Origin of the sequence: Streptomyces sp. ISL-36, from assembly GCF_018614205.1 — a bacterium.
In the GTDB taxonomy this organism is placed as follows: domain Bacteria; phylum Actinomycetota; class Actinomycetes; order Streptomycetales; family Streptomycetaceae; genus Streptomyces.
The window spans coordinates 59,803-66,784 of record NZ_JAGGOS010000007.1 but is presented as its reverse complement, the minus strand read 5'-3'; the positions used below and the strand labels follow the sequence as shown (position 1 = coordinate 66,784).

General features: G+C 68.1%; 6 protein-coding genes. 3 read left to right on the top strand and 3 right to left on the bottom strand.

The features are described 5' to 3' along the window. The first annotated feature begins 84 nt into the window (after positions 1–84). From J7E93_RS01295 to J7E93_RS37935, 3 genes are all read left to right on the top strand, one after another. On the top strand, positions 85–1,590 hold the full coding sequence (locus tag J7E93_RS01295; RefSeq protein ID WP_215065334.1) for an ISL3 family transposase: 1,506 nt from the start codon (positions 85–87) through the stop codon (positions 1,588–1,590). A gap of 117 nt (positions 1,591–1,707) precedes the next feature. Then, positions 1,708–2,154, top strand: a complete 447-nt coding sequence (locus tag J7E93_RS01290; RefSeq protein WP_215065325.1) for a hypothetical protein — start codon at positions 1,708–1,710, stop codon at positions 2,152–2,154. A 262-nt stretch (positions 2,155–2,416) separates the two neighbouring features. Next, on the top strand, positions 2,417–2,812 hold the full coding sequence (locus tag J7E93_RS37935; protein ID WP_215065323.1) for a phospholipase D-like domain-containing protein: 396 nt from the start codon (positions 2,417–2,419) through the stop codon (positions 2,810–2,812). A gap of 149 nt (positions 2,813–2,961) precedes the next feature. On the opposite strand, the gene J7E93_RS01280 is transcribed toward J7E93_RS37935, so the two are convergent. The 3 genes from J7E93_RS01280 to glyA form a co-directional block, all read right to left on the bottom strand. Further along, positions 2,962–3,993 carry a hypothetical protein gene (locus J7E93_RS01280; protein ID WP_215065322.1) on the bottom strand — a complete coding sequence of 344 codons (1,032 nt, stop codon included), beginning with the start codon at positions 3,991–3,993 and terminating at the stop codon, positions 2,962–2,964. 174 nt (positions 3,994–4,167) lie between these two features. After that, on the bottom strand, positions 4,168–5,553 hold the full coding sequence (locus J7E93_RS01275; protein WP_215065320.1) for an L-serine ammonia-lyase: 1,386 nt from the start codon (positions 5,551–5,553) through the stop codon (positions 4,168–4,170). Between the two features lie 162 nt (positions 5,554–5,715). Next, positions 5,716–6,975, bottom strand: a complete 1,260-nt coding sequence (gene glyA / locus J7E93_RS01270) for a serine hydroxymethyltransferase (RefSeq protein WP_215065318.1) — start codon at positions 6,973–6,975, stop codon at positions 5,716–5,718. Positions 6,976–6,982 lie beyond the last annotated feature (7 nt).

The following is a 6,982-nucleotide window of genomic DNA, read 5'->3' as shown; positions in this document are numbered from 1 at the left end:
GGCTCTGTTCCGTAGTCGGTGGTGACGGCAGGTGACGGCCGTCGTTGACTCCATATGCAAGATGTCAACTCCCTTGTGGCAACAGTGTTTTCTGGGCTCTCGGCGCTGGTCATCGATGACGTTGCGGACGACGGCGAGGTGATCCGGGTCTTGGCCCGGACCCGGGATGTTCCCTTTCCCTGCCCGATGTGCGGGATCCCGACGGGGAAGGTGCACGGGTACCACGGCCGGACAGTTGCGGACGTGCCGGTGGATGGGCGCCGGGTCGTGGTCAACGTCCAGGTGCGACGTCTGGTCTGCCCAGTCCTGGGCTGTCGGCGGCAGACCTTCCGCGAGCAAGTCCCTGGGCTGCTGGAGCGCCTCCAGCGTCGCACCACGCGTCTGAGCGGCGAGGTCTCGGCGGTAGTCAAGGAGTTATGCGGCCGGGCGGCAGCCCGGCTCACCCGGTCGCTGGCCGTACCCGTATCGTTCGCCACCGCCTTGCGGGTGCTGCGACGCATCCCCGTACCGACGGTGCGGATCCCGCGGGTGGTCGGGGTCGACGACTTCGCCCTGCGCCGCCGCCACCGCTATGCCACGATCGTCATCGACGCCGAGACCGGGGAACGCGTCGACGTCCTGCCCGACCGCGAGGCCGCCACCCTGGAGGCATGGCTGCGCGGGAAGACGGAGATCGAAGTCGTGTGCCGGGACGGCTCGGCCACCTACGCCGAGGCGATCCGCCGGGCCCTGCCCGACGCGGTGCAGGTCAGCGACCGCTGGCATCTGTGGCGGAACCTGTGCGGCAAGGTCCTGGCCGAGGTCCGCGCCCACGCCCCCTGCTGGGCCACCGTCAACCCGCCCCGGCCCGGCGGCGTCCGTGAGCAGACCACCCGCGAGCGATGGCACAAAGTCCACGCCCTCCTCGACTCCGGCGTCGGCCTGCTCGACTGCTCCCGCAGACTGAACCTCGCCCTGAACACCGTCAAGCGCTACGCCCGCATCCCCGAACCGCCCGCGGATCGTATCGCCCCCCGTTACCGGCCCACCCTGGTCGACCCCTACCGCGACCACCTGCGCGCCCGCCGGGCCGCCGACCCCGCCGTCCCCGTCACCCACCTCCTGCACGAGATCAGGGAACAGGGCTACACCGGCAGTGCCAACCTGCTGGTCCGCTACCTCAACCAGGGCCGCGCCGAAGGCGACCGCCCCGTGACAACCCCACACCGCCTCACCCGGCTCCTACTCACCCACCCCGAGCACCTGTGGACCAAGGACACCGACCTGCTCGGCATCCTCACAGCCGCCTGCCCGGAGATGACCGCACTCGCCCGACTCACCGGCGAGTTCGCCGCCCTCCTGACCCCGGCCCAGGCCAACGACAACAAGCTCACCCAGTGGATCGCCGATGTCCGCGCCACCGACCTGCCCCACCTGCACAGCTTCTGCAACGGCCTGGAACTCGACCGTGCCGCTGTGAACGCCGGCCTCACCCTGCCCCACCACAACGGACGCACCGAAGGCGTCAACACCCGCACGAAGAAGATCATGCGACAGATGCACGGCCGAGCCGGATTCGACCTCCTCCGCCACCGCATCCTCCTCCAGTGACGAACCCACAACGTCACCACCGACTACGGAACAGAGCCGAACGTTTTACAGTCCCCGCCAAGGGCTATGCCCGCTACGTACCCTGACCACCGGCAGCACACGACGAGGAGCGAGCGCGTGGACACGTCCGAACTGGCCGAACTCCGGACCATGTACATCTTCGGCCCCGCCGAGGGCTCCACCTGGGGCCTGACCTACGAACTGATCGAGGCCAGGCTGCGCGAGCGGGACCCGGACGAGTTCATCCGCGTCGACGAGGGGGACGAAGGACCGGTCCGCGGGTCCGTCATGCACTTCGGCATCACCTTCGGAGAAGAGGGGTTGGAGGGTATGGCCAGGCTGTCCCCCGAAGGCATCGCTCTGGAGGACTGCACGGTCCAGGCGGCGGCGGAGTTCGTTCGGTGGCTGTGGGACAGCGTCGTTCCTGACGGCACCAGCATCACCTTCAACACGGAGTGGGGGCTGGAAGCCGACCTACCTGACGCACCCGTGCCCGACACTCCCCGCCCCCGCCTCGTGGCCGCCTTCCTCGCCCATCTCGAAGCCACCGGCGGGCTGGACTGACAGCGAGCATGCTCCGGGGATCACGGACACGCGAGCGAAGCACGAAGGGCTTGGACACCATGACAGAGAAGACCTCCCGCGCTACGGGCGACGAAGCCGTTCGCGACACCGGCCCAGATGGCGATCCGGTCCTCCTGAGCAACGAGCCCGGCTCGTTCGCCCGGGGTGTGCTGGCCAAGCGCCACCCTGCCCTCATCCAGCAGGTACTCGTTTTACGAGCAATCGAGGGGGCACGGGCCCTTCCGACGACACTGTCACCGCTGTGGACCATGCCCGGACACCTCGCCCAGAGCGGACCGCTCACCACGTCGGTTACACGCCTCGTGGACAGTGCCCGCCACGCGATCACCTGCTCGACCTTCAACTTCCAGCGCAGCTCGGCGCTCTGGACGTCCCCTCTACCACGGAGGTCGCCGCGCACCTGGCCCCGGCCGAGGTATGGCGAACCAAGGAGTTCGACGGTGGGTACGTCCGCAATCACGCTAAGTTCCTTGCCATCGACCATCACCTTCTGCTGGTTACCAGTGCGAACTTCTCCTGGAGTGCCGAGAACAACAACGTCGAGTTCGGCATCCTTATCGACAACCCCAGCCTCACCGAAGCCGTCGAGCGCGAGCTACGGATGGCGGAAGGGGCCCTTTACGAACGGATCTCCTGACGGGACCGTGGTCGGACGAGGGAATCCCGGTCCTCCGGTCTTCACTGGATGTGGATGCGCCTGTGGCAGGAATCTCTCGTCGCGTCCCGCGCGGTGAGACCGTTTCTGGCGAGGCTGGTCAAGGCCCGGCCGTGAAAAGCGCCGGCGCCCTATTCCAGTTGATCCAACTCGGCGCGAAGTCGCTCGGCCACGGCTTCGGCTCGTTGCAGCCTGCGCTCCAGGGCGGGGTGAGAGGGCGTAGGCGCGCTGCTCTCAGTCTTCTCAGCCTTTTGCCGCCGGGGGACAAGCCAGCCGACGCGCTCGTAGGCCAAGATCATCCGTACTTGAGGACAGGAGTGGCACAGCTGCTCCGGCCGCGGCGTCGGCCAGCCGTCTGCGAGCATCCGTCGAGTGTGGTCCCGATCCTGCTCGGCCTGTAGTTCCGGGTTGTCGTGCCAGGCCTGCTCGAAGTCGGCGCACATCTGCAACACCCTGTCCGGACGTGCCTGACGAGGCCCCGAGGCAGGGGTCCAATTGAGATTCGGGGCAACGGCCTCCCCCGCGTGGCCGCAAGTCAGGGTGACCTTCCAGAAGGCAGAAGTGTGCGGTTCGTCGTGCCGGATGACTGCCCATACCTTGGGGTCGATGCCATCCGGTGGCTCGACTGGGCTGGCGGGAAGCGTCACCTCACTCCGCTCGCCCCACTCGGCGATCATGCGATATGGCGCAGGAGGGGAGTCGTCGTGCCAGCAGATCATCTGCCCGGGAGGCAGCTGTGAGCCGTGTGCGTGTTCCTTCCATCGCATCTCGTGCGGCGGAGGACCGTCCTCGCGAGTGAGGACCTCTGGGATGCATCCGCAGTCGAGCTGCACGCGCCACCGGAACACGCGGGTCAGGTCCGGAATCAGGAAGCCCCAGAGCACCCGCGGGATGTACCCACGCATCTCGGCTGCCTCTGCCTCGCACTCCAGTAGCACATCCTTGCGCGGCCTGGCCTTGCCGGGAAGCCGTCGCAGCGTGGGGGTATCCGGTGGTGGCCTGCCCTCCAGGGAAAGATGGCGACTGCTGGTTGGAAGGGCACCCATGGCGTCTCCGATTCGTTGCCCGGGGCGGCCGTCCATCGATCGCTGGCGGGCTGTGAGCGGTTGGTCGGCACGCTCCAGATCCAGCTCCGGCGCCAAAGGAATGTCGCGCCGGTTCACTCGCGTGAGTGACCACTTACAGGTGTGGGGCGCCCCGAGCCCTGGGACATCCCAGGTACTTTTCAGGGACTTTCACGTCTGTCCCAGGGAGATTCCAGGGACTTTCCGTCGTGCAAGCAGGGAAGGCCCTGACAGCGCTGAAAGATGGAAACGCGCTGGTCAGGGCCCAGAACCTCAGCACTCGATGATGTTCACCGCGAGGCCGCCGCGCGCGGTCTCCTTGTACTTGACCGACATGTCGGCGCCGGTCTCCTTCATCGTCTTGATGACCTTGTCCAGCGAGACCAGGTGGCTGCCGTCGCCGCGCATCGCCATCTTCGCCGCCGTGACGGCCTTGACCGCCGCCATGCCGTTGCGCTCGATGCACGGGATCTGGACCAGTCCGCCGACCGGGTCGCAGGTCAGGCCCAGGTTGTGCTCCATGCCGATCTCGGCCGCGTTCTCGACCTGCTCGGGGGAGCCGCCCAGGACCTCGGCCAGCGCGCCGGCCGCCATCGAGCAGGCCGAGCCGACCTCGCCCTGGCAGCCGACCTCGGCGCCCGAGATCGAGGCGTTCTCCTTGAAGAGCATGCCGACCGCCCCGGCCGCCAGCAGGAAGCGGACCACGCCGTCCTCGTCCGCTCCCGGCACGAAGTTCATGTAGTAGTGCAGGACCGCCGGGATGATGCCGGCCGCGCCGTTCGTCGGGGCGGTGACCACCCGGCCGCCCGCCGCGTTCTCCTCGTTCACGGCCATCGCGTAGAGGGTGATCCACTCCATCGCGAGCGCCGCCGGGTCGCCCTCGGAGCGCAGCTTGCGGGCCGTGTTCGCGGCGCGGCGACGCACCTTGAGACCGCCCGGCAGGATGCCCTCGCGGGACATGCCGCGCGAGACGCAGGCCTGCATGACGCGCCAGATCTCCAGGAGGCCCTCGCGGATCTCCTCCTCCGTGCGCCAGGCCTTCTCGTTCTCCAGCATCAGCGCCGAGATCGACAGGCCGGTCTCCTTGGCGAGCCGAAGCAGCTCGTCACCCGTACGGAAGGGGTACTTCAGGACCGTGTCGTCCGGGACGATCGGGTTCTCGCCCTGCCCGCCCTCCTGGGGGAGCACGGTCTCGTCCACGACGAAGCCGCCACCGACCGAGTAGTACGTCTTCTCCAGGACCAGAGCGCCCTCGGCGTCGTACGCGAAGATCGTCATGCCGTTGGCGTGGTACGGCAGCGCCTTGCGGCGGTGCAGGATCAGGTCCTCGTCAAAGGAGAACGGGATCTCGTGCGCCCCCACCAGGTTGATCCGGCCGCTCGACTTGATCCGCTCGAACTCCTCGTCCGCCGTCTCGACGTCGACCGTGCGCGGCGAGTTGCCCTCCAGGCCGAGCAGGACCGCCTTCGGCGTGCCGTGGCCGTGGCCGGTCGCACCCAGCGAGCCGTACAGCTCCGCCCGTATGGAGGCGGTGTGGGCCAGCAGGCCCTCGTTCTTCAGTCGGCGGGCGAACATCCGCGCCGCGCGCATCGGACCCACTGTGTGGGAGCTGGACGGGCCGATGCCGATCGAGAACAGGTCGAAGACCGAGATGGCCACGGGAAACTCCTTGTGGGGGTTGGTAGACGCCGTTGTCTGCCGGGGTGGAGCAGAAAAGCGCGGAACAGGTACGACAAGCGGGGCGACAAGCGGTGGGGCACCGCGCCCACTGCCCAGTGTGCGCGGTGCCCCGGAGGTTCGTACGAACAAAAGGGTACGAAATTACTTCAGGCCGGGGTACAGCGGGTGCTTCTCGGCCAGCGCGGTGACGCGGGCCTTGAGGGCCTCCGTGTCGAATCCGGGCTTGAGGGTCTCCGCGATGATGTCGGCGACCTCGGTGAAGTCCTCGGTGGCGAAACCGCGGGTGGCGAGCGCCGGCGTACCGATCCGCAGACCCGAGGTGACCATCGGCGGACGCGGGTCGTTCGGGATCGCGTTCCGGTTGACCGTGATGCCGACCTCGTGGAGGCGGTCCTCGGCCTGCTGGCCGTCGAGCTCGCTGTTGCGCAGGTCGACCAGGACCAGGTGCACGTCCGTGCCACCGGACAGGACCGAGACGCCGTGCTCGGTGACGTCGTCCTGGACCAGGCGCTCGGCGAGGATGCGGGCACCCTCCACCGTGCGCCGCTGGCGCTCCTTGAACTCCTCCGAGGCCGCGACCTTGAAGGAGACGGCCTTGGCCGCGATCACGTGCTCCAGCGGGCCGCCCTGGAAGCCGGGGAAGACCGAGGAGTTCAGCTTCTTCGCGAACTCCTTCTTGGCCAGGATGATGCCGCCGCGCGGGCCGCCGAGCGTCTTGTGCGTGGTGGAGGTCACCACGTCCGCGTACTCGACCGGGTTGGGGTGCAGACCGGCGGCGACGAGGCCCGCGAAGTGCGCCATGTCGACCCACAGGTACGCGCCGACCTCGTCCGCGATCCGGCGGAACTCCGCGAAGTCCAGCTGACGCGGGTAGGCGGACCAGCCCGCGATGATCACCTTGGGGTGGTTCTCCTTGGCCAGGCGCTCGACCTCGGCCATGTCGACCAGACCGGCCTCGTCGACGTGGTAGGCGACCACGTTGAACTGCTTGCCGGAGAAGTTCAGGCGCATGCCGTGGGTGAGGTGGCCGCCGTGCGCCAGGTCCAGGCCCAGGATCGTGTCGCCGGGCTGGGCGATCGCGAAGAGCGCGGCCTGGTTCGCGGAGGCGCCCGAGTGCGGCTGGACGTTGGCGTACTCCGCGCCGAAAAGGTCCTTGACCCGGTCGATCGCGATCTGCTCGGCGACGTCGACGTGCTCGCAGCCGCCGTAGTAACGGCGGCCGGGGTAGCCCTCGGCGTACTTGTTGGTGAGAACGGAGCCCTGGGCCTCCATGACCGCGACCGGAGCGAAGTTCTCCGAGGCGATCATCTCGAGGGTGGACTGCTGGCGGCGGAGCTCGGCGTCGACAGCGGCGGCGACGTCGGGGTCCAGCTCGTGAAGAGGGGTGTTCAGAAGCGACATGAATCGA